Source organism: Mycobacterium decipiens (assembly GCF_963853665.1).
Classification (GTDB): domain Bacteria; phylum Actinomycetota; class Actinomycetes; order Mycobacteriales; family Mycobacteriaceae; genus Mycobacterium; species Mycobacterium decipiens.
The window spans coordinates 3891133-3913587 of sequence record NZ_OY970459.1; the positions used below are offsets into that span (position 1 = coordinate 3891133).

The 22455-nt window shown below is 65.7% G+C and carries 14 protein-coding genes and 1 pseudogene; 7 read left to right on the top strand and 8 right to left on the bottom strand.

Annotated elements, in window-relative coordinates:
• Positions 1-66 precede the first annotated feature (66 nt).
• The 5 genes from AADZ55_RS17160 to AADZ55_RS17180 are packed head-to-tail and all read right to left on the bottom strand — an operon-like array spanning position 67 to position 6614.
• Positions 67-1299: a lysine N(6)-hydroxylase/L-ornithine N(5)-oxygenase family protein gene (locus AADZ55_RS17160; RefSeq protein ID WP_085326933.1), complete on the bottom strand. Its 1233-nt coding sequence runs from the start codon at positions 1297-1299 to the stop codon at positions 67-69.
• 10 nt (positions 1300-1309) lie between these two features.
• The gene (locus AADZ55_RS17165; protein ID WP_085326910.1) at positions 1310-2116 is read right to left on the bottom strand and encodes a GNAT family N-acetyltransferase; all 807 of its coding nucleotides are present in this window, start codon (positions 2114-2116) and stop codon (positions 1310-1312) included.
• A 54-nt stretch (positions 2117-2170) separates the two neighbouring features.
• On the bottom strand, positions 2171-3751 hold the full coding sequence (locus AADZ55_RS17170; protein WP_085326911.1) for an MFS transporter: 1581 nt from the start codon (positions 3749-3751) through the stop codon (positions 2171-2173).
• Positions 3752-3765: 14 nt separating this feature from the next.
• Positions 3766-4908, bottom strand: coding sequence for an acyltransferase family protein (locus tag AADZ55_RS17175; RefSeq protein WP_085326912.1), 1143 nt, complete (start codon positions 4906-4908; stop codon positions 3766-3768).
• On the bottom strand, positions 4905-6614 hold the full coding sequence (locus tag AADZ55_RS17180) for a DEAD/DEAH box helicase (RefSeq protein WP_085326913.1): 1710 nt from the start codon (positions 6612-6614) through the stop codon (positions 4905-4907). Before AADZ55_RS17180 ends, AADZ55_RS17175 begins: the two co-directional genes overlap by 4 nt.
• Before the next feature lie 168 nt (positions 6615-6782).
• Between AADZ55_RS17180 and AADZ55_RS17185 the strand changes: the two genes are divergently transcribed.
• The 3 genes and pseudogenes from AADZ55_RS17185 to AADZ55_RS17195 all read left to right on the top strand — a co-directional run bounded on the left by AADZ55_RS17185 (position 6783) and on the right by AADZ55_RS17195 (position 11361).
• Positions 6783-7340: an LppP/LprE family lipoprotein gene (locus AADZ55_RS17185; protein ID WP_085326914.1), complete on the top strand. Its 558-nt coding sequence runs from the start codon at positions 6783-6785 to the stop codon at positions 7338-7340.
• Positions 7341-7658: 318 nt separating this feature from the next.
• A pseudogene (locus AADZ55_RS17190) lies at positions 7659-7885 on the top strand (helix-turn-helix domain-containing protein); the annotation flags it as partial.
• A 56-nt stretch (positions 7886-7941) separates the two neighbouring features.
• Positions 7942-11361: a TM0106 family RecB-like putative nuclease gene (locus AADZ55_RS17195; protein ID WP_085326915.1), complete on the top strand. Its 3420-nt coding sequence runs from the start codon at positions 7942-7944 to the stop codon at positions 11359-11361.
• A 66-nt stretch (positions 11362-11427) separates the two neighbouring features.
• On the opposite strand, the gene AADZ55_RS17200 is transcribed toward AADZ55_RS17195, so the two are convergent.
• Complete coding sequence (locus AADZ55_RS17200; RefSeq protein WP_119185073.1) at positions 11428-13284, bottom strand: MFS transporter; 1857 nt, start codon at positions 13282-13284, stop codon at positions 11428-11430.
• 150 nt (positions 13285-13434) lie between these two features.
• Between AADZ55_RS17200 and AADZ55_RS17205 the strand changes: the two genes are divergently transcribed.
• The 3 genes from AADZ55_RS17205 (at position 13435) to AADZ55_RS17215 (ending at position 19058) form a co-directional block, all read left to right on the top strand.
• Positions 13435-14214 (top strand): hypothetical protein, encoded by a 780-nt coding sequence (locus AADZ55_RS17205; protein ID WP_085326916.1) that lies wholly within the window; start codon positions 13435-13437, stop codon positions 14212-14214.
• Positions 14215-14396: 182 nt separating this feature from the next.
• Entirely contained in the window at positions 14397-18104 is a 3708-nt protein-coding gene (locus AADZ55_RS17210; protein WP_085326917.1) for a multifunctional oxoglutarate decarboxylase/oxoglutarate dehydrogenase thiamine pyrophosphate-binding subunit/dihydrolipoyllysine-residue succinyltransferase subunit, read from the top strand.
• Between the two features lie 129 nt (positions 18105-18233).
• Positions 18234-19058 carry an SDR family NAD(P)-dependent oxidoreductase gene (locus AADZ55_RS17215; RefSeq protein WP_085326918.1) on the top strand — a complete coding sequence of 275 codons (825 nt, stop codon included), beginning with the start codon at positions 18234-18236 and terminating at the stop codon, positions 19056-19058.
• Between the two features lie 110 nt (positions 19059-19168).
• On the opposite strand, the gene AADZ55_RS17220 is transcribed toward AADZ55_RS17215, so the two are convergent.
• Complete coding sequence (locus AADZ55_RS17220; protein ID WP_085326919.1) at positions 19169-20029, bottom strand: glycine betaine ABC transporter substrate-binding protein; 861 nt, start codon at positions 20027-20029, stop codon at positions 19169-19171.
• A gap of 133 nt (positions 20030-20162) precedes the next feature.
• The gene (locus AADZ55_RS17225; protein WP_085326920.1) at positions 20163-21152 is read right to left on the bottom strand and encodes a malate dehydrogenase; all 990 of its coding nucleotides are present in this window, start codon (positions 21150-21152) and stop codon (positions 20163-20165) included.
• A 182-nt stretch (positions 21153-21334) separates the two neighbouring features.
• Here AADZ55_RS17225 and corA point away from each other — a divergent pair, with 182 nt between their 5' ends.
• Positions 21335-22435 (top strand): magnesium/cobalt transporter CorA, encoded by a 1101-nt coding sequence (gene corA, locus AADZ55_RS17230; RefSeq protein ID WP_085326921.1) that lies wholly within the window; start codon positions 21335-21337, stop codon positions 22433-22435.
• Positions 22436-22455: the final 20 nt, after the last annotated feature.

Genomic DNA, 22455 nt, shown 5'->3' on the forward strand with positions numbered 1-22455 from the left:
GCAACGTCTCGGCCAACTTAGGCCAGGGTAACCTAATACTCCCTGGCGGGGCGGCGCTGCGGCAGCTCAGCTGGCCGCGCCCGGCCGCTGGTGCAGATTCTGGCGTGAGACAGCGGCGACGATCTCCCCGGCGCGCACCGCCACGTTCGACAGCAACGACGACCCCAGACCATGGGTGTGCTCGACCGAACCGTTGAGATAGATATCTCCGGGTGCATTCGACTTGGCGACCAATCGGTAGTCCCGCGTGACGGCGGGCCGCCCATCGGAGTCGAATTCGTAGTTGCGGGCCAGCTCTCCCAGAAAGCCTCGGACGTCCAGCGGCGCATAACCCGTCGCATAGACCACCGCATCACAGTCCAGGATTTCCTGCGAGTGATTGGCCAGGTGCGATATCGTCAGCCGCACGCCGTGCGGAAATTCCTGCGTGTCAGCGACTTCGGAAGCATTGTGCACGAACAGCCGCAGATTTCCGGCTACCCGCTCGGCATATTCGCGCGAATAGAGATCGTCGATCAGGTGCGGATCGACGGCAGAATAGTTGGTCGATCGATGGTAGTCGAGCAGTCGTTGCCGCAACGGTTCGTCGGCGCGATAGAAATCGTCAACGGCCGATGGATCGAAAATTCGATTGGCATAAGGACTGTCGTCAGCAACGCTATAGCCGTAGCGAGAAAAGACTGCATGCACTTGGGACCGCGGGTAGGCCTCATGGAGGTAGCCGACCACCTCGGCTGCGCTTTGACCGGCGCCGACTACAGCGAATCTCCTTGGGGCAGAGAGGTTCAGTGTGGCGAGACGATCGAGCACCGTGTGGCTGTGCCACTGGCGGGCACTTTCGGCGACGCCCTCGGGCAGCGCCGGGCGCAGACCGGTGCCCAATACCAATGTTTCTGCCTGTATCGTCCACTCGGGTTCGGTCCGAACCATGAATCCCGAGTCGCCAGAAGTCACCTCGACAACTCGGTGTCCATAGCGAACGTCGGCGCCGACGCGGGCCGCAGCCCACTCGAGATAGTCGTGGAATTCCAGCCTGCTGGGAAACAGCGTGTGCCGGCCAATAAACTCGGCGAGCCGGCCGCGTTCGCTCAGATAGTTCAGAAACGTGAAGTCGCTCTTGGCATTCCGCAACGTCACCAGGTCTTTGAGGAAGGGTACTTGCATGCGGGCGCCCGGCAGCAGCATTCCCCGGTGCCAGCCAAACCTCGGCTGAGCCTCCGCGAACACCGCGCGCATGCCCCGCTCAGCCAGCGCGATCGCCAACGCGAGATTCGACGGCCCGAAACCGACACCGAGCAAGTCCGTCTGCTCAGGAGTGGACATGAGAGCGAGCCAAGCGTTCGAGGTAGCGTTCCCGCACCATCGCGCGGTTGATCAAGACGACGAAATCCGCCATGTCGAAATCCGGATCGTAGGAGGGTTCTCCGCAGATCAACCCGCCGATCCGCAGGCTCCCCTGCACCATCGGCGGAATTCGCACCCGTCCCGGGTCCGGCAACTCGGAGAGACTGCACCCATTGACCCTAACCGGGTTTCGAGGTACCACCCGATATTCCGCGGCCGCCCGGTGAGCGCCGAAAGCCGCGTCGCGTACGCCTCGCACCAGCGCGCCCCGCGGGCCGCCACCTTCCATCCGGACCGACAGGCATCCAATTCCCCACTCGTAGCCGGTGATTTCCTGATACCGCAGGATCCCCGCCCACAACAGGCCCATTACCGCACCGTTGCGGTGCGCCGCGTGCACGCTCACCCGACCGAGTTCGACGAGCCTGGGGCGCAACTGGTTTAGGCCACCTAGGTCGAAGATGGTGTCGGCGAACAGCCCGCCGGCGGCCCGAGCGCCGTCGGGTGGCAGCAGCCGGTAGCAGCCGACGATCTGTCCGCTCGTCTCGTCCTTCGCCAGCAGGTGATCACTGTGCGGATCGAACTGATCGACATCGATCATTTCCCCGGTCAGCGGTCCGCGGACGGCCTGCGGCAACGCCGCCCCCATCTCTTGGGCAAACGTCTGATAACGCAACCGCTGAGCGGCCTCGATGTCGGCGGGGTCGGTGGTAATCATGACGCTGTAGCGGCCGGTATCGGTCGCGGGGATCAGGATTGCGTCACCCATCATGCTATTCGGAAGGTTACCCGGACGGGCGGTCAACAATTCGTCATTCGCGACCGGTCATACCCGATCGTCGCTGGACTCGCGTTGGCCGTGCGCTCCGACGGCGATCAGCACGCCCGAGGCGATCGCGGCGAGGGTCGCGGCGATCGCGGCGGCCAGCAAGGCGGCCTGCATTCCGTCGGCGCTCGCCCGCCGAGCCACCCGCGCAATTATCGGTAGCGCGGGCCGCAATTCGTCGGACAGGAATTCGAGGACCCGCAGACCCGCGCCGGCGGACAACCTGTCGACTAGTTCGCCAACCGGGCCCTGGCCGACACCGCGCAGTCCGGCGAGCCCATCGGCGGCGCCGTTGGCCGCGTGCCGGCTGAACAGGGCCCCCAGGCCAGCAACTCCGGCCAGGATGCCGACCTGGCGTACGGTGCTCAACGCACCGGTCGCCATTCCGGCGTCGGCAACCGGCACGAATTGCAATGCGATGTCGGATGTCAACGCGAATAGGCCACCCAAACCCAGGCCGGCCACAACGGAGCCGCCGATGAAATGGGTCCACTGGGTGTGCTCGGTGACCCCGGTCATCAGCCAGAGCCCGACGGCGATCAGGACCACGCCACCTGGCACCGACATCCAGGTCGGGAAATAGCGCGCCGCGGCGATGGCCAGCGGCGCCCCCAGCACGCACGCGATGGTCAGTGGAAGGGCTCGCAGGCCAGCCTGAAATGGGCTGTATCCCAGGGTATTCATGAAATACAGCGCCAGATAGTTGGTCGAGGCGATCAGTGTTCCGGCCGCAGCGAACGCCGCCAGCGATACCCCGGCAAATCCCGGTCGACGCACCACCCGCAGGTCGAGCATCGGAGCCGTCACCCGCGACTCCCACCACCCGAACACCAGCAGGCCGAACACGGAGGACACCGCGAGGACCACGATCACCGTGGCGTTCCAGCCGAGACGGTTGCCCTCGATCAACACGTACACACCCGCGAGCAACGCCGCCGACAACAGCGCCGCGCCGAGAAGATCGACTGGGCGGTCTTGCGCGGCACGGGTTTCCGGGACGAACCCGGCCGCGATCCCCACAGCGACCAACCCGATCGGGATGTTGATCAAAAAGATCGATTCCCAGCCGAAGGCCCCGACCAGCGCTCCGCCAAGCAACGGCCCGACCGCGGCGCCGCCGCCCATCACGGCACCGTAGATCGCGATCGCTACGCCTCTGCTGCGGTGTTCGGGAAAGGCCGCCGCCACCATCGGCAGTGAGACGCCGAGCAATACCGCCCCACCGGCACCCTGGAGCGCCCGGCACAGGTTCAGCATCTCGATGCTGCGGGCGAGCGCGCAGCCGGCAGAAGCGAGCGTGAACACCGTCATTCCGGCCAGATAGAGACGGCGCCGACCGAGCCGGTCCCCCAGGGTGGCCGCCGTGAGGAGCAGCCCCGCCATGGGCAGCGCATAGGCATCTACCACCCACTGCAGTCCGCTGAGTTCCGCGTCGAGGGATGCCTGAATGTTGGCAAGGGCGGCCGAAACGATGGTCATGTCGAGCAGCAACATGAAAACCGCGAGGCCGACCGCCGCCATGGTGAGGCGAGGATGTCGAGTGGTCGTGGGCTCTACTCCGCCGTCTTCAGCGGGAACCATGGCGCCCCAGCCACCTAGTCAGCCCTGATGCGGGTAAAACGGTGCAACAACCAAGCCAGTGGGATCGTCAGCACCAGCGTTGCGAGAAACAGGTTCAGCATCGAGCTGGTGTAGACCCGATACCCGAGCACATCCACCATGACGATCTCCATCGTCACCAGATGGATGAGGAAGATCTCGTAGGAGATCTCACCCAGAAACACCATCGGCCGGCTGGCCAACACCCGGGCATACCACCCCCGGTTACCCAGGGCCAACGGTGCCACCGCCAGCGCGGCGATCACCGCGTAGAAGCCCGTCTTGACCAGCGCCTCCCCCACCGCTGTGGGCGACGTCGTGGGCGCGCCCGCGATCGGGGTGGAGACGATCAGGTAACAGATGATCGCCAAAGGTACGGCCGCGAACGCGTAGCAGCGCACACCCATCGCCTGCAGCACAGTCAGGATCATGCCGCCGACGAACCAAGCCAGATAGGTCGGTAGCCACAGCCGAGCGCCGTCGGGTATCCAGGACACGTCGTGCACCAGGATCAACCATGCCGGGCTGATCATCGTCAGCCCCGCCATGGTGGCCAGCAGCAACCTGGGCTGCCATCGCCGCCGGCAAACGAGCACCAGCAGTAGGTATGACAGCAGCGGTAGCGCTACGTAGAAGGCGACCTCCACCGCGAGACTCCACATCTGGGTCAGACCCTGATGCAGGAACGATCCCAGGTAGCCGTCGGTATAGATCTGCGTCAAGGTGAGGTTGCGCAGCAGCCCAACCCAGGTGTGCCCGGGGTTGGGCCCCGCCGTGCGGAAGTGGTAGAGGAGGTAAGCCAGCACCACGGTGACGAGGTAGGCGGGCATGATGCGCCGGACCCGGTGCCAGGCGTAGCGGCTCAACGACGGCGGGGGGCTGCCGGTTGCGGCGGACTTAACCCAGGGGCGGAACAACAGGAACCCCGACAGCACGAAAAAGATGGGAACGCCGATCTCCATGCGCGACGACATCAGTCCCCAGTAGCCGTGGGTGTATTTGCCGGTGGTGTAAGCCGCGTGGGTGCCGACAACGAGCAGTGCGGCCACCGCACGGATACCGGTCAGCGAGGCAACCCGGTCCACGTGGGAGATCTGCTCGAGTCCGCCTTGGGCGTCTCTTTCCTCGGACAGGGTCATCCGACGATTTTTCGGCGCGCCTTGCCGCCGTTGTGGCGGCGCCCCTTGTCGGGTGGCCGTTCCGGCTGGAGGTTGATCAGGACACCCGAGATACGGGTCTGTGCAAGCTTGTTAAGCGTCGCACGGGGCAGCTTGGTCGGCAGTTCCACTAGCGAGAAGTCTCCTCCGATGGTGATCTGACCGAAGTCGCTGCGGTGCAACCCTCCCTCGTTGGCTATGGCGCCGACGATCGCACCCGGACCGATCTTGTGCCGCTTGCCGACGGCGATGCGGTAGGTAGTCAAGTCCGGCCTTCGCGCTGGCTTTGCGGGTTTTTCCGGACCGTCGCGACGCTGGTCGCGGTTGCGCCGCTCGCGCCGCTGGGGCGGAGGCTCGGGTGCCATCAGGAACGCCTCGCCGTCGCGGGACTGCACGGCCAGCGCCGCGGCGATGTCGGCCATCGGGACATCGTGCTCGCGTTGGTAGTCCTCGACCAGCCTGCGGAACAAGTCGATTCCCGGACCGCCCAGTGCATTGGTAATGGAATCGCAGAATTTCGCTACCCGCTGGGCGTTAACGTCCTCGACGGTGGGTAATTCGGCCTCGGTGATCGTTTGCCGCGTGGCCTTTTCGATCGCCTTGAGCAGGTGACGCTCCCGCGGCGAGACGAACAACAGCGCGGCTCCGGCACGCCCGGCCCTGCCGGTGCGCCCGATCCGGTGTACGTAGGACTCGGTGTCGTGCGGAATGTCGTAATTGAGCACATGCGATATCCGCTCCACGTCCAGCCCTCGCGCTGCCACATCGGTAGCGACCAGGATGTCGATGCCGCCCTCCCGCAAGGCCGCGATGGTCCGCTCCCGCTGCGCCTGCGGGACGTCGCCGTTGATGGCGGCCGCGGAAAAGCCTCGGGCACGCAGCTTTTCGGCAACCTCCTCGGTTGCCTGTTTGGTGCGGACGAAGACGATCATCGCCTCGAACGGCTCGACTTCGAGAACCCTGGTGAGCGCGTCCATCTTGCGCGCCACCTGTATATATCGCTGCGAAATGTTTTCGGCTGTAGCGGTTTTCGCCTCGGATGTGACTTCGAACGGATCGTGCAGATACTTGGCCGTGAGCTTGCGGATCGCCGGCGGCATGGTCGCCGAAAACAGGGCGACCTGCCGGTACTCCGGGGTGTCGGAAAGGATCCGTTCAACGTCTTCGGCGAAACCCATGGTGAGCATTTCGTCGGCCTCGTCGAGCACCAGATAGTCCACCCGGGACAGATCCAAGGTTCCGCGTTCGAGGTGGTCAATAACCCGACCGGGGGTGCCGACCACCACGTGTGCGCCACGTCTCAGCCCGGCCAATTGCACGGCGTAGGACGATCCACCGTAGATCGGCAGCACGTTGAGCCCCCGCAGATGGGCACCGTAGCGGCTGAATGCCTCGGCCACCTGCAGGGCCAGTTCACGGGTGGGCGCCAGCACCAGCGCCTGGGTCACCTTGCTGGTGATGTCGATCTTGGACAGCATCGGAATCGCGAACGCCGCCGTCTTACCGGTGCCGGTCTGCGCAAGCCCCACCACGTCGGAACCTGCCATCAGCGCCGGGATGGTAGCGGCCTGGATGGCCGTCGGCGTCTCATATCCGACGTCGCCGATCGCCCGCAAGACGCGGGCGGGAATCTGTAGGTCGGCAAAGGTGGCAGCAGGTGCCACGGGCGAGTTTTCCGGGAGGGCCATCAGGCAATTGAGTTTAGTGGTGATCGCGAGCCCGGCTCAGCCGGGCGCGGCGGATCACCACCAGACAAGTGATGACCATGCGGCCACGCCTGCCGGACCCGCGAGGCCGATGACGGTACCGTACGCGGTGTGTGGTCGCTACCTCGCCCTGCCGCGCCGCGAACCGGCATGGCGGTTGCATTGGTCGCGGCGACGTTGACCGGCTGCGGTTCGGGTGACTCCACCGTCGCCAAAACACCGGAGGCCCCGACAACCACGCCAACCACCAACACCGGGGCACCGAGCGGTGAACCGAGCCCAGCGCCCGGGACCGCCGCCCCACCCAGCAGCACCCCGGCGGCCGACCCGTGTGCGGTCAATCTTGCCTCGCCCACCATCGCGAAAGTCGTATCCGAACTGCCTCGCGATCCGCGCAGTGAGCAGCCCTGGAACCCAGAACCGCTGGCCGGCAACTACAACGAGTGTGCGCAGCTGTCCGCCGTGATCATCAAGGCCAACACGAACGTAGACAATCCGACAACCCGCGCGGTGATGTTCCATCTCGGCAAGTACATACCGCAGGGGGTGCCCGACACCTATGGGTTCAACGGCGTCGACACGTCGCAGTGCACCGGCGACACGGTGGCGTTGACATATCCCAGCGGTATCAACGGTTTGCACAGCTCGGTCAAGTTCCGATGGAACGGCAGCGGCGTCGAGCTGATCAGTAACACCACCGGCGGCTGACGCCAAGGCGGTCCGCAGGTGGCCCATTGGCGCGCCATCGCGATGTTGCATCGGTCCCACGCGGTGTCGTCGACGATAGTGCCCAGCCGAGGTTTCAGAACGGGCTGGCGGTGAGTCCGCCATCGACCACGTATCCCGCGCCGGTGCCCAACCGAGACCGGTCGCTGGCCAGGTCCGCGTTGCAGTTCGCTCGGTTGACCGGATGAGGGCCGTGCGAGTCACCGAGATTCTCGCGGGCGGCGACACCGACGTGGACGCAATGACCGCGGCAATCCGCTATCGCTGCGGAGAACCCACCTCGCGCTGATCGTCTGGTTCGATACCGACAACGACGCGAGGTTGCGCGAAACGCTGCGTGTATTCCTGGGCGCGGGCGGTAGCTGCAAGCCGCAGCCGAACAGCGCCAGCTGCACTTCAATTCGGTGAAGTACCGCGTACAGCGCGCGGTCGAACGGCGTGGCCGCGCCATCGACGAGAATCGGCTCGACGTGGAATTCGCGCTGCTGGTCTGCCACTGGTTCGGTCCGTCGATGCTGGACGCCTGACCGGCGGGCCAGCAAGCTCGACGTGACTGTCGGACGTCTCACCTACAGTTGCTGCTGTGTTCGTCACCGGAGACAGCGTCGTCTACAGCGCTTCGGATCTCGCCGCCGCCGCCCGGTGCCAGTACGCGCTGCTCCGAGAGTTTGACGCGAAACTCGGTCGGAGCCCGGCCGTCGCGGTGGTCGACGAACTGCTGGCGCGAGCCGCCGTTCTCGGTGACGCGCATGAACGTCGCCGACTCGATCAACTGCGCGACGAGTTCGGCGACGCGGTCGCCGTCATTGGGCGTCCCGCATACACGCTCGCCGGGTTGGCGGCCGCCGCCGAAGCGACGCGACGTGCCATCACCCAGCGCGCCCCGGTGGTGTACCAGGCTGCCATGTTCGACGGCCGCTTCGTCGGGTTCGCCGACTTCCTGATCCGCGATGGCGAACGGTATCGGGTCGCCGACACCAAACTGGCCCGCTCGCCGACCGTGACCGCGCTGCTGCAACTGGCGGCCTACGCCGACACGCTGGTTCACTCGGGCGTGCCGGTGGCTCCGGAGGCCGAACTCGCACTCGGCGACGGTACGTTGCTGCGCTACCGCATTGGCGACCTCATCCCGGTTTACCGGTCCCAGCGCGCGCTTGTGCAGCGGTTGCTCGACGACCACTACGCTGCGGGCACCGCAGTGCGCTGGGATGACGAACGGGTGCGGGCGTGCTTTTACTGCCCGCAATGCACCGAGCAGTTGCGTTCCAGCGACGACCTGCTGCTCGTTGGCGGGATGCGACTGCGCCAACGAGACAAGCTACTTGACGCCGGCATCACCACGATCGCGGAACTGGCCGGCCGCAGCGGGCCGGTTCCGGGCCTGACCACGGGCGCGCTGGGCAAGCTGACCGCGCAAGCCAAACTACAAATCCGCCAACGCGATACCGGCACACCACAGTTCGAGATCGTCGACCCGCAGCCGCTGACGCTGCTGCCGGAGCCGAACCCCGGTGACTTGTTCTTCGACTTCGAAGGTGACCCGCTGTGGACCGCCAACGGCGAACAATGGGGCCTGGAGTACCTGTTCGGTGTGCTGGAAGCTGGACGCGCGGGAGCATTCCGCGCACTTTGGGCGCACAACCGAGTAGACGAACGCAAGGCACTGGCCGACTTCCTGACGATGGTCGCCAGGCGTCGCAGGCGCCACCCCAACATGCACATCTACCACTACGCGCCCTACGAGAAGACCACACTGCTGCGACTGGCCGGACGCTACGGCATCGGCGAGGGCGACGTCGATGATTTGCTACGCAACGGGGTTCTGGTCGACTTGTATCCACTGGTGCGCAAGAGCATTCGGGTGGGTACCGACTCGTTCAGTTTGAAAGCGCTCGAGCCACTGTACATGGGGACACAGCTGCGCTCCGGCGAGGTAACCACCGCCGCCGACTCCATCAACTCCTATGCCCGATACTGCGAACTGCGCGCCGCCGGCCGTGCCGATGAGGCGGCAACTGTGCTCAAGGAGATCGAGGACTACAACCACTACGACTGCCGGTCTACCCGCGCGCTACGCGACTGGCTGCTGATACGCGCTTGGGAAGCCGGCGTTACACCCGTTGGCGCCCAGCCGGTTCCGGACGGCAACCCCATCGACGACGGCGACTCACTGGCTTCAGCTTTGTCGGCCTTCACCGGCGACATCGCCGCCGGACAGCGCACACCGCAACAGACCGCAGTCGCCTTGGTAGCCGCCGCCCGCGGCTACCATCGGCGTGAGGACAAACCGTTCTGGTGGGTGCACTTCGACCGGCTGAACTATCCCATCGACGAATGGTCGGACAGCAGCGACGTTTTCCTTGCCAGCAGCGCGTCGATCGCCGTCGAGTGGCATACGCCGCCGCGCGCGCGCAAGCCGCAGCGGCGGGTCCGGCTTACCGGTGAACTGGCGCGTGGTGACCTCAAGGCGCACGTGTTCGCCCTCTACGAACCCCCGGCTCCGCCGGGCATGAGCGACGATCCCGACCGTCGGGCCGCCGGCCACGCCCACATTGTCGAGACCGACGATCCCATTCTGCCCACCGAAGTGGTCATCGTCGAGCGAACCGGCAGCGACGGCAACACATTTCAGCAGCTCCCGTTCGCGCTCGCTCCTGGGCCGCCGGTGCCCACCACAGCCCTGCGGGAATCGATCGAATCGACGGCCACCGCCGTGGCTTCCGGCTTGCCGCAACTGCCCCGCACCGCGGTGATGGACCTGCTGCTGCGCCGGCCACCTCGCACGCGCAGCGGCACCCCATTGCCCCGCGGCAGTGACCCGGTCACCGACATCGCCGCGGCCGTGCTGGACTTGGACTCCTCCTATCTGGCGGTGCACGGTCCGCCGGGGACCGGCAAGACCTACACCGCCGCTCGCGTGATTGGACAGTTGGTCACCAACCATGCCTGGCGTGTCGGCGTTGTCGCGCAATCACATGCCACGGTGGAGAACCTGTTGGACTGCCTGATCACCGCCGGCCTGGATCCGGGACGGGTCGCCAAGAAGCCGCATGACCACGGCGCCGGGCGCTGGCAAGCGATCGACGGGAACCAGTACGCCGCCTTCATCGGCAACACCGCGGGCTGCGTGATCGGTGGGACGGCTTGGGATTTCGCCAATGCCAATCGAATGCCCCCCGCCAGCCTGGACCTGCTGGTGATCGACGAGGCCGGCCAGTTCTGCCTGGCCAATACCATTGCCGTGGCGCCGGCGGCGGCAAACCTGTTGTTGCTTGGCGACCCACAGCAGTTGCCGCAGGTGAGTCAGGGCACACATCCCGCACCCGTCGACACCTCCGCACTGGATTGGCTGGTCGACGGACAACGGACGCTGCCCGACGAACGTGGCTACTTCCTGGACCGCTCCTACCGGATGCACCCGGCGGTGTGCGCGGCCGTGTCGACGCTGTCCTACGAGGGCAGACTGCGCTCCCACACCGAGCGCACGGCCGCTCGCCGCCTGGCTGGGTACCCACCGGGCGTGCAGGTGCTTGGCGTTCACCACCACGGAAATTCGATCGAAAGTCCAGAAGAGGGTGAGCGGATCGTTGCCGAGATCCAGCAGCTGCTCGGCTCGTCGTGGACCGATGAGCACGGCACCCGGCCGTTGGCCGCGTCCGACGTGCTGGTGCTGGCGCCGTACAACGCGCAGGTGGCGCTGGTCCGTCAGCGGTTGGCGTCCGCCGGACTGGGCGGAGTCGACGGGGTGCGGGTAGGCACCGTCGACAAGTTCCAGGGCGGGCAGGCGCCGGTGGTCTTCATCTCGATGACCGCCTCGTCCGCCGATGATGTGCCACGCGGAATCTCGTTCCTGCTCAACCGGAATCGGCTCAACGTCGCGGTGAGCCGGGCACAGTATGCCGCCGTGATGGTGCGCTCGGAGCTGCTGACCCAGTATCTGCCTGCCACACCCGACGGCCTGGTGGACTTGGGCGCGTTCCTCGCGCTGACGACGACGGGCTAACGCCGTCGACGAGGCCGGCGCACAGCGCGAAGCTCGCGGCAGTCGCCACTCGACGAATGCCGCCCATTAGCCGCCGCGGTCGTGCGGATCCGCGAGATCGTGCTTGTTGCGCGCCCGCTGCTCTTGGATGAACCGGAAACCGTTGTCGGCGAAGCGGATCGGTTCGGCTTTCGGCGCGACATCGGCGGGTAGGCGATGCTGCGAAACGGCCGGATCGCCGCGCCAAGCTGCGGCGGACAGTGGGAGCGGTTGGTGAACTCGTCCCGGTCTCGGCTGGGTGTCGCCGCCGTCCTCCGGTTCCCGGCGAAGGATGTACTCGACATAGTCATCGTCGTCGTAGCCGTCGTCGGCGGGGTCGCCATCGGCCTCGGGCAGGGGCTGCCGAGTAGTCGCCGAACCGGTGATGTCCACCAAGAACAACGCGGCAACGATCCCGAACAGTGCGATGAAAGCGGGCAGCAGCATCGACTGCGACATCGCGGCCGCGAATGGTTCACGAACAAACTCGGGCAGGAGCAAGACGGGTGCGTCCGCCCCGGTGGCCGCGGTGGGGGCGTCCACCTCACCCCGCATCGTCGGCATCTCGGCGGCGATCCGTGACGTCATGAACGCGGCCATGCTCGCGCTTCCGAGCACAGCCCCCAGCTGCCGGATGGCGTTGAACACGCCGGAGCTGGCGCCGGCCAGGCGCGGCGGCAGGTTCCGAGTGGCGGTGGCGGTCAGCGGTGACCACAAGAACGCCATCGCGACGCCCAGCACGATTAACGGCAACACCAGCCGCCAGATCGGCGTGTCCGGAGTCATCTCGATCAAAAGCCACGTCAGTGAGATCGCCAGCACCGAGAAGCCGAAACCGAGCACGGGCAGCGGATGGGACCTGTCAACGATCATGCCGACGAACGGGGCCAGCACACCGCTGACGATCGCCGTCGGCGCGAGCAGCACGGCCGTACGGGTCGGCGACAGCCCACACACCGCCTGCGCGTAGAACGTCACCGGCAGCATCATCCCGGTCGCTGTGAAGGCGGTGATCGCCACGCCGAAATTGGACAGGCTGAAGTTCCGGTAGCTGAAGACTCCCAGCGGGATCAGCGGCTCGCGGGTGTTTCGAGCCTGCCAGTAGATGAACAGCGACATAAATCCGATGCCGGCGACGATCACCGCCCAGATCCACGGCTCCCACTTGGCGGACTGGCCCTGCTGCAGTCCGAAGACAACCAGAAACATGCCCGCCCCGGACAACGCAACGCCGAACCAGTCGAACTGGTGCGCATGGGTCGGCAGCGCGGGAATCAGATAAGCCGCCAATACCAGGCCGACGACGCCGACCGGAAGGTTGACGAAGAAGATCCACTCCCAGCCCAGGCTGTCGACCAGCGCCCCGCCGACCAACGGCCCCACCAGGCTGCCGACACCGGCGATCGTGCCCCACGCGCCCATCGCAGCACCACGGCGATGAGCCGGGAAGATCCGGGTTATGGTCGACAAGGTTTGCGGGGTGAGCACTCCGGCACCCACCCCCTGCAGCACTCGGGCGGCGATCAGCATGCCGGCACTGCTCGACAAACCGCACCACAACGACGCAACGGTGAACACCGCCAGGCCAATCAGGTAGAGGTTTCTCGGGCCGAACCGGTCACCAAGTCGGCCGGCCACCAGCATGGGCACCACATAACCCAGCAGATAGGCGCTGGTCACCCAGACCACGGTGGCGTAGCCGATATGCAGCTGGGTCATGATGGTCGGGTTCGCGATGGCCACAATGGTCGAGTCGAGCATGATCATGAAGAAGCCGATCATCAGCACCCATAGCGCGGTCCAAGGGTTTCCGGCGTAGCCGCTCCCGGCCACTCGGCTTGTCGCCGTGGTCATACGCGCACCTCGTTTGGCTTCCCGACGGTGGTGCCGGGTCGCGCGAGCCATGGCGTGCGCCAGGGCGACCCGCATCGTCACCAATGTCCAAGCCGCATTATTCCGCTTGAAGCGATCGGCCGCGCGCTACCGAAACATATGGGCGGTCGGCGATCGTTGAACGGGCGTTAGCCTGAAGGGACGCCTTTCGCAGGAGAGAACATGAGCGCTCGACGAACCAGGCCGTGGATCAGGTCCCCGGATGGAGCTGAGCCCGACCCGCAGCTGGCCGGGACCACTGGGCGGCCCAAAGCGTCCACGCGGGCATTGGCACAGGTCATCGAACGTAGTTCGCGGCTACAGGGCCCGGCCGCGGAAGCCTATGTGGCCCGTCTGCGCCGCTCCCACCCGGGTGCGGGCCCCGCCGAGATCGTCGCCAAGCTGGAGAAGCGGTTGCTGTCGGTCGTGACAGCCAGCGGAGCGGCGGTGGGGGCGACCGCGACCCTCCCCGGGATCGGCACCTTGGCCGCGTGGTCCGCGGCGGCCGCAGAAGTTGCGGTGTTCCTCGAGACCACGGCGCTGTTCGTGCTGGCGCTGGCCTCGGTATACGGCATTCCTCTTGACCACCGGGAACGCCGCCGTGCCCTGGTCCTAGCGGTGCTGGTGGGCGACAACAGTAAGAATGCGGTGGCCGAAGTGCTCGGTCCGGGCCGCACCAGCGGCGGCTGGGTGTCGGAGAGCATGGCCTCGCTGCCGCTGCCGGCGATCTCGAACCTGAACTCGCGAATGCTGAAGTACTTCGTCAAGAGATTCGCGCTGAAGCGCGGCGCGCTGATGTTCGGCAAGCTGTTGCCGGTCGGCATCGGCGCGATCATCGGCGCCATCGGCAACCGGCTGGTGGGCCGCAAGATGGTCCGCAATGCGCGATCGGCATTCGGCCCCGCGCCGGCGCGCTGGCCGGTCACCCTGCACGTGCTACCGACCGTTCGGGATGCCAGCTAGAGCCGGTTACCCCGTCTTTCTGGCGAATCGCAGGCAAAGCGTTAGCCTTTATGAGTCAGAACTGGTGGGTAACCCTTCACCGACCACCCGGGGGGTAAAGTGCCCCGCCAGCCGGGGTGCAGAAAGTCGCAGGCGCCGTGCAATGCGCTTGCAGGACAAAGGAATCGAGGCGAACAGCGGCCGTGGCCAACATAAGTTCACCATTCGGGCAAAACGAATGGCTGGTCGAGGAGATGTACCGCAAGTTCCGCGACGACCCCTCCTCGGTCGATCCAAGCTGGCACGAGTTCCTGGTTGACTACAACCCCGAGCCAACCTCCGAACTAGCAGCCGAACCAGCCCGGGCTACCCCGCCCCCCGCTGCCGAGCGGGCTGCTCCGCAGGCGAAGCCCACCGCAGCCACAGCGCCCGCGAAGCCCGCCGACACCGCGGCTGCGAGCAACGGCGCGGTCGCCGCACCGGCCCCGAAAGCCGCCGTTCCCCCACCGGCCGAAGGTGACGAGGTACAGGTGCTGCGCGGCGCCGCCGCGGCCGTTGTCAAGAACATGTCCGCCTCGCTGGAGGTGCCGACAGCGACCAGTGTCCGGGCCGTCCCGGCCAAGCTGCTGATCGACAACCGGATCGTCATCAACAACCAGCTGAAGCGGACCCGCGGCGGCAAGATCTCGTTCACGCACCTGCTGGGCTACGCGCTGGTGCGGGCGGTCCAGAAGTTCCCGAACATGAACCGGCACTACACCGAGGTGGACGGCAAGCCCACCTCGGTCACGCCGGCCCACACCAACCTGGGCCTGGCGATCGACCTACAAGGCAAAGACGGCAAGCGTTCCCTGGTGGTGGCCGGCATCAAGCGGTGCGAGACGATGCGATTCGCGCAGTTCGTCACCGCCTACGAGGACATTGTGCGCCGGGCCCGCGACGGCAAGCTGACCGCCGAAGACTTTGCCGGCGTGACGATTTCGCTGACCAACCCCGGAACCATCGGCACCGTGCACTCGGTGCCGCGACTGATGGCCGGCCAGGGCGCCATCATCGGCGTCGGCGCCATGGAGTATCCCGCGGAATTTCAGGGCGCCAGCGAAGAGCGCATCGCCGAACTGGGGATCGGCAAACTGATCACGCTGACCTCCACCTACGACCACCGCATCATTCAGGGTGCTGAGTCCGGGGACTTCCTGCGCACCATCCACGAAATGCTGCTCGCGGACGACTTCTGGGACGAGATCTTCCGCGAGCTGAGCATCCCGTATCTGCCGGTGCGCTGGAGCACCGACAACCCGGACTCGATCGTCGACAAGAACGCCCGCGTCATGAAGTTGATCGCGGCGTACCGCAACCGCGGCCATTTGATGGCCGACACCGATCCGCTGCGTCTGGACAAAACCCGGTTCCGCAGTCACCCCGACCTCGAGGTCCTGACCCACAACCTAACGCTGTGGGACCTCGACCGGGTGTTCAAGGTCAACGGCTTTGCCGGTGCGGAGTACAAAAAGCTGCGCGACGTGCTGGGCCTGCTGCGCGACGCCTATTGCCGGCACATCGGCGTGGAGTACGCGCACATCCTCGACCCTGAACAAAAGGAGTGGCTGGAAGAACGGGTCGAGACCAAGCACGTCAAACCAACTGTGGCCCAGCAGAAATACATCCTGAGCAAGCTCAACGCGGCCGAGGCGTTTGAAACGTTCCTGCAGACCAAGTACGTCGGGCAAAAGCGGTTCTCGCTGGAGGGCGCCGAAAGCGTCATCCCAATGATGGACGCGGCGATCGACCAATGCGCCGAGCATGGCCTGGACGAAGTGGTCATCGGCATGCCGCACCGCGGCCGGCTCAACGTGCTGGCCAACATCGTCGGCAAGCCGTATTCGCAGATCTTCACCGAGTTCGAGGGCAACCTGAATCCCTCGCAGGCGCACGGCTCCGGCGACGTCAAGTACCATCTCGGCGCCACCGGGCTGTACCTACAGATGTTCGGCGACAACGACATTCAGGTGTCGCTGACCGCCAACCCGTCGCATCTGGAGGCCGTCGACCCGGTGCTTGAGGGACTGGTGCGGGCCAAGCAGGATCTGCTCGACCACGGAAGCATCGACAGCGACGGCCAACGGGCGTTCTCGGTGGTGCCGCTGATGCTGCACGGAGACGCCGCATTTGCCGGCCAGGGTGTGGTGGCCGAGACGCTGAACCTGGCGAATCTGCCCGGCTACCGCGTCGGCGGCACCATCCACATCATCGTCAATAACCAGATCGGCTTCACCACCGCGCCGGAGTTTTCCAGGTCCAGCGAGTACTGCACCGACGTCGCGAAGATGATCGGGGCGCCGATCTTCCACGTCAACGGCGACGACCCGGAGGCGTGCGTGTGGGTGGCGCGGCTGGCTGTGGACTTCCGGCAGAGGTTCAAGATGGACGTCGTCATCGACATGCTGTGCTACCGGCGGCGCGGGCACAACGAGGGCGACGACCCGTCGATGACCAACCCCTACATGTACGACGTTGTCGATACCAAGCGTGGGGCCCGCAAGAGCTACACCGAAGCCCTGATCGGCCGCGGCGACATCTCGATGAAGGAGGCCGAGGACGCACTGCGCGACTACCAGGGCCAGCTGGAGCGGGTATTCAACGAGGTCCGCGAGTTGGAAAAGCACGGTGTGCAGCCGAGCGAATCGGTGGAGGCCGACCAGATGATCCCCGCGGGGCTATCCACCGCGGTGGACAAGTCGCTGCTGGCCCGGATCGGCGATGCGTTCCTCGCCGTGCCCGACGGATTTACCGCGCACCCGCGAGTCAAGCCGGTGCTGGAAAAACGCCGGGAGATGGCCTACGAAGGCAAGATCGACTGGGCCTTCGCCGAGCTGCTAGCGCTGGGTTCACTGGTGGCCGAGGGCAAGCTGGTGCGGTTGTCGGGGCAAGACACCCGCCGCGGCACCTTCTCCCAACGGCATTCGGTGATCATCGACCGCAATACTGGCGTGGAGTTCACCCCGCTGCAGCTGCTGGCCACCAACAAAGACGGCAGCCCCACCGGCGGAAAGTTCCTGGTCTACGACTCTCCGCTGTCGGAGTACGCCGCCGTCGGCTTCGAGTACGGCTACACCGTGGGCAACCCGGACGCCGTGGTGCTCTGGGAGGCGCAGTTCGGTGACTTCGTCAACGGCGCGCAGTCGATCATCGACGAGTTCATCAGCTCCGGTGAGGCCAAGTGGGGCCAGTTGTCCAATGTGGTGCTGCTGCTGCCGCACGGGCACGAGGGGCAGGGCCCGGACCACACTTCCGGCCGGATCGAACGCTTCTTGCAGTTGTGGGCGGAAGGTTCGATGACCATTGCGGTGCCGTCGACGCCGTCGAACTACTTCCACCTACTGCGCCGGCACGCCCTCGACGGTATCCAGCGTCCGCTGATCGTTTTCACGCCGAAATCGATGTTGCGCAACAAGGCCGCGGTCAGCGACATCAAGGACTTCACCGAGATCAAGTTCCGCTCGGTACTGGAGGAACCCACCTACGAGGACGGCATCGGCGACCGCAGCAAGGTCACCCGGATCCTGCTGACCAGCGGAAAGATCTATTACGAGCTGGCTGCCCGCAAGGCCAAAGACAAGCGTGACGACATCGCGATCGTGCGGATGGAACAGCTTGCCCCGCTGCCGCGGCGCCGGCTGCGCGAAACGCTGGACCGCTACGACAACGCCAACGAGTTCTTCTGGGTCCAGGAGGAGCCGGCCAACCAGGGTGCGTGGCCGCGGTTCGGGCTCGAGCTACCCGAGCTACTGCCCGACAATTTGGCCGGGATCAAGCGGATCTCGCGCCGGGCCATGTCGGCCCCGTCCTCCGGCTCGTCGAAGGTCCACGCCGTCGAGCAGCAGGAGATCCTCGACACCGCGTTCGGCTGAGTTCGCGCAGCTGAACGGCGCGAGTGAGGAGCCGGGCAATCGGGTGACCGGCTCCAGCGCCCCCGCCAGAATCGGGGACCGCCGGTACCGGTTAACCTCGATCACGAACCGAGTTGAGGGAGAGCGCTCATGGAGGGGTTCGCTGGGAAGGTCGCCGTGGTTACCGGCGCAGGATCGGGTATCGGGCAAGCGCTGGCAATCGAGCTGGCCCGCTCCGGTGCCAAGCTGGCGATCAGCGACGTCGACACCGAAGGCCTGGCACGCACCGAAGACCAACTGAAGGCGATTGGCACCCAGGTCAAGACCGATCGCCTCGACGTGACCGAGCGCGCGGCCTTCCTGGCCTACGCCGACGCGGTCAACGAGCACTTCGGCAAGGTGAACCAGATCTACAACAACGCCGGCATCGCCTTCACCGGCGACGTCGAAGTGAGCCAGTTCAAGGACATCGAACGGGTGATGGACGTCGATTTCTGGGGCGTGGTGAACGGCACCAAGGCGTTCCTTCCGCATTTGATCGCCTCAGGGGACGGTCACGTCATCAACATCTCCAGTGTGTTCGGGTTGTTCTCGGTGCCGGGACAAGCGGCGTACAACTCGGCCAAGTTCGCGGTCCGCGGCTTCACCGAGGCATTGCGTCAAGAAATGGTGCTGGCCGGCCACCCGGTGCGGGTGACGACGGTGCACCCCGGGGGTATCAGGACCGCGATCGCCCGCAATGCATCCGCCGCCGAGGGATTGGACCAGGCCGAGCTGGCCAGCGCGTTCGACAAGCGGGTGGCCCGTACCAGCCCGCAACGAGCCGCGCACATCATCCTGGCAGCGGTGCGCAGGAACAAGGCTCGGGTGCTGGTCGGTCCGGACGCCAAGGTCTTGGATCTATTGGTACGGCTGACCGGTTCTGGATATCAAGGGGTGTTCCTGCCCGTAGTCAGCCGGCTGATCCCCCGCTGACTACGGCGTCTGGTCCATCCGCCCGCACTGCGGTGAGGGCGCCCAAACGTCGAAAATCACGCCCCGCGTGCAGGATCGACGCCACCGACGCACATTCGATGGCGAGGACCTCATCGCCCCAGCGGGTGTTCGGCTAACCACCCACTGGCCACCGCAAGCGGAGCCGCGCCGCCGGCCACTTGGCGGCGCATCTCGGCCAGGGCGGCGGTGTCCAGGACGCCGGCTATTTCGTTGATCGCCAGTAACTGCCGATCGGTCAGCGCGTTGCGGCGATACAGCGGCACCAGGTTCTCGGCCCGGATCAGCGCGGGTTTGCCGCCGGCCAAAACGACGAGGTCGCCGGGAATGTCGGGGTCGGCAGTGGTGGTCCAGGCCACGGTCAGCTGGCCGGACCGCAGCGCGGTCAACATCGATGTGCCATTGCCAAATTCACGCGGGGCCGGCAGCCGGCAGGATCCCACTACCGCGGGCGTGTGGGCGCCAGCGACGCGCCCGACCACCAACCCACCGCAGTGGCTGGGCAGCAGGCTGAGATCGCTACCGCCCCAGGCCTTGGCGGTGGGTTGAGTCACCAACAGCGCGGGTTTGTCCTCGGCGGCGGTGGTGTAGTCGCCGGCCGCGATGCCCTCGGGTAGGGCCGAGATCATCGCGCGGTAGACCTGGGCGTCGGAGAGCACCGACGCGTCGGGCTGCAAGGTGTGCAACAGCTGGCCGGTGAAGACGGGCACGACGGTGAATACCCCGGAGTCCAATTTCGCGATCGGGTCGGCGGCGGTTTCGGGGCGCGCCGCGAAACCGTATGACCGCAACGCCGCGACGTAGATGCCGGCCAGCAGGACCGACTCGGCGTCCGGCGTGGATCCGACTGCCAACTCCGGGTGGCGATCGGTGGTGTCGGCCGAGCAGCCAGCCACGCCAGAAATCGCAAGCACAGCGGCGAGCAACAACGCGAGGAGCCTAATGATCCTCACCCGATCCCCCCATCCCACCGATGGGCTGCATGCGTTCAATCCGCGTGCCGGGTTCGTCCCGGGAAACCCCCGGCACCGCGACCGGCGCCTAGGGGTCAACACGGCCTAACCGGCTGACCTGACGCCAGGGCAGTCAGATCAGACCCAGCTCGGTGACCGCGCTGCGCTCGTCGGCTAGCTCGGCGGTCGACTTGTCGATCCGGCCGCGGGAGAAGCCGTCGATCTCCAGGCCACCGACGATGGACCAGTTCCCGTTCTTGGTGGTCACCGGGAACGAGGAAATCAGGCCCTCCGGCACGCCATAAGACCCGTCGGAAACAACCGCCATCGACACCCAGTCGTCCGCCGGGGTGCCCAGTAACCAATCCCGCGCGGCGTCGGTTGTCGCCGACGCGGCCGAGGCGGCCGACGATGCGCCGCGCGCGTCGATGATCGCCGCACCGCGCTTGGCGACCGTGGGGATGAAGTAGTCCTCGATCCAGGCCTGGTCACCCACGACCTCGGCCGCATTCTTGCCGCCGACCTCGGCGTGGAACAGGTCGGGGTACTGGGTGGCCGAGTGGTTGCCCCAGATCGTCATCTTCTTGATGTCGGTGACCGCGGCACCGGTCTTCGCGGCCAGCTGCGAGATGGCCCGATTGTGGTCCAGACGGGTCAACGCGGAGAACCGCTCCCGCGGGATGTCGGGGGCGTTGGTCATCGCGATTAGCGCATTGGTGTTGGCCGGATTGCCGGTCACGCCGACGCGAACGTCATCCGCGGCGACCTCGTTGAGGGCTTTGCCCTGAGCGGTGAAGATCGCCCCGTTGGCCTCGAGCAGGTCACTTCGTTCCATGCCCGGGCCCCGCGGACGGGCGCCGACCAGCAGGGCCAGGTTGACACCGTTGAAGATCTTGTTGGGATCCGCACCGATCTCCACGCCGGCTAGTAATCTGAACGCGCAGTCGTCGAGTTCCATCACCACACCCTCAAGCGCCTTGAGCGCCGGCTCGATCTCGAGCAACCGCAGCTCGATTGGGCGGTCGGGGCCCAGCAACGAGCCGCTGGCCAGGCGGAACAACAGGCTGTAGCCGATCTGGCCGGCGGCACCGGTCACGGCGACCTTGAGAGGACTAGCACTCACGTCGGTTCTGCTCCTTACGGATTCCTATGGCTTCGGGTCGAAACTAGCGCACCCGCACCGGACCGAATTCGCCGGGCAACCGCAAATAACCCACGGCCACGACGACCTTTACCAAATTTCATTCCAGGACGCGTAACCTGGAGCACCGCCCGATCAGACCTACCTTGCGATCGGAGATTGATGTGTTCCCTGGGTTTGACGCATTGCCTGAGGCGCTCAGACCAGTCGCGCGGCCCCGGCCGCAATACGTTCAGCCCGTTCTCCAGCAGCCAGCCCAAGCCTTGGTCGACTGCGGCGTCTATGTCGCTGGCCAGCGGCTGCCCAGCAAGTACACCTACGCCGCCGCGGTGCGCGAGGTGCGCCAGATCGAACTGGCGGGGCAGGAAGCGTTCGTCTGGATCGGGCTACACGAGCCCGATGAAAGCCAGATGCAGGACGTGGCCGACGTTTTCGGATTGCACCCGCTGGCAGTCGAGGACGCCGTGCACGCCCACCAGCGGCCCAAGTTGGAGCGCTACGACGAGACGCTGTTCCTCGTCCTAAAGACCGTCAATTACGTCCCGCACGAATCGGTGGTGTTGGCCCGCGAGATCGTCGAAACCGGTGAAATCATGATCTTCGTCGGCAAGGACTTTGTGGTCACCGTCCGCCACGGCGAACACGGCGGGCTGTCCGACGTGCGCAAGCGGATGGATGCCGACGCCGAGCATCTGCGGTTGGGACCGTATGCGGTGATGCACGCCATCGCCGACTACGTCGTGGACCACTACCTCGAGGTGACCAACCTGATGGAGACCGATATCGACAGCATCGAGGAAGTGGCTTTCGCGCCGGGCCGCAAGCTCGACGTCGAACCGATCTATCTGCTCAAACGGGAAGTGGTCGAGCTGCGCCGATGCGTGAACCCGCTGTCGACCGCATTCCAGCGAATGCAGACCGAGAACAAAGACCTCATTTCGAAAGAAGTGCGCCGCTACCTGCGCGACGTCGCCGACCACCAGACCGAAGCCGCCGACCAGATCGCCAGCTACGACGACATGCTCAACTCGCTGGTGCAGGCGGCGCTGGCCCGGGTCGGCATGCAGCAGAACATGGACATGCGCAAGATATCGGCGTGGGCGGGTATCATCGCGGTCCCCACCATGATCGCGGGCATCTACGGCATGAACTTCCACTTCATGCCCGAGCTGGACTCGAGGTGGGGTTATCCGGCGGTGATCGGCAGCATGGTCGTCGTCTGCTTGTTCCTGTATGGCGTTTTCCGTAACCGAAACTGGCTTTAGCTCGATCTGGCTCCGGCGGG